At 67.6% G+C, this 1517-nt stretch carries 1 protein-coding gene; it reads left to right on the top strand.

Annotation, left to right across the window (positions count from 1 at the left end; translation table 11 throughout):
- Positions 1-1517: efflux RND transporter permease subunit (locus RMP09_RS21250; RefSeq protein WP_310567973.1), on the top strand; the 1517-nt coding region annotated here is incomplete at both ends.

Genomic DNA, 1517 nt, shown 5'->3' with positions numbered 1-1517 from the left:
TGATGGGCCCGTACATGAGCCCGATCCCGATCAACGCCAGCATGGGCATGGCGATTTCGCTGGCCATCGCCTTCACCGTCACGCCCTGGCTTGCGTTGAAGCTCACCAAGACCGACGGCCATGCCGACCACGGCCCGGGCAAACTCACCAGCGCGCTGCAGAACACCTTCACCAAGATCCTCACGCCCTTCCTGCAGAGCGCGCGCAAGCGCTGGCTGCTGCTGGCCGGCATCCTGGTCGCGCTGCTGCTGTCGGTGGGGCTGGCGCTGGTGCAGTGGGTGGTGCTGAAGATGCTGCCCTTCGACAACAAGAGCGAGTACCAGGTGGTGGTCGATATGCCCGCCGGCACGCCGCTGGAAAGCACCACCGCCGTGCTGCAGGACATGACCGCTTTTCTCGCGCAGCAGCCCGAGGTGGCCAACGTGCAGGGCTACGCCGGCACCGCCAGCCCCATCACCTTCAACGGCCTGGTGCGCCAGTACTACCTGCGCGCCGAAGCCGAAGGCGGCGACCTGCAGGTCAACCTGATCGGTGCGCACGACCGCAGCGAGAAGAGCCACGCCATCGCACAGCGCCACCGCCCCGCGCTGGAGAAGATCGCCGCCGCCCACGGCGCGCGCGTCAAGGTGGTGGAAGTGCCGCCCGGCCCGCCGGTGATGTCGCCCATCGTGGCCGAGGTCTACGGCCCCGACCAGGACGGCCGCGCCGAACTCGCGCAGCGCGTGGCCAAGGCCTTTGCCGGCACACCCGACATCGTGGGCGTGGACACCTCGCTCAAGGAACACGCACCGCGCGCCTTCCTGCGCATCCAGCGCCAGCGCGCCGAGTCGCTTGGCATCCCGGTGCAGACCATCGCGCAGACGGTGTACGCCGCGCTCTCGGGCAGCGACGCCGCCTACCTGCACGACGGCCACGCCAAGTTCGCCGTGCCGGTGCGCATCCAGCTGCCGCGCGAAGCGCAGGTCGGCCTGGACGCCGTGCTCGCGCTGCCGCTGAAAGCCGCCAACGGCGCCATGGTGCCGCTGTCCGAACTGGTCACCGTCGAGCGCGGCGTGATCGACCAGCCGCGCTACACCAAAGACATGCTGCCCGTCACCTACGTGTTCGGCGACATGGCCGGTGCACTCGACTCGCCGCTGTACGGCCTGTTCGGCATCCGCTCGTCCATGAAAGAAGCCGCGCTGCCCAACACCGGCGAAATGGGCGAGTACTGGATCACACAGCCCAAAGACCCGTACCGCCAGTACGCCGTCAAGTGGGACGGTGAATGGCAGATCACCTACGAAACCTTCCGCGACATGGGCGCCGCCTATGGCGTGGGCCTGGTCCTGATCTACCTGCTGGTGGTCGCGCAGTTCAAGAGCTACGTCACACCGCTGATCATCATGGCGCCCATCCCGCTGACCATGATCGGCGTCATGCCTGGCCACGCGCTGCTGCACTCGCAGTTCACCGCCACGTCCATGATCGGCATGATCGCGCTGGCCGGCATCATCGTGCGCAACTCCATCCTGCTG

Origin of the sequence: Hydrogenophaga sp. (genome assembly GCF_031426985.1) — a bacterium.
Lineage (GTDB): Bacteria > Pseudomonadota > Gammaproteobacteria > Burkholderiales > Burkholderiaceae_C > Hydrogenophaga.
The sequence above is the reverse complement of the archived record's forward strand: the minus strand, read 5'-3'. Positions and strand labels throughout refer to the sequence as shown.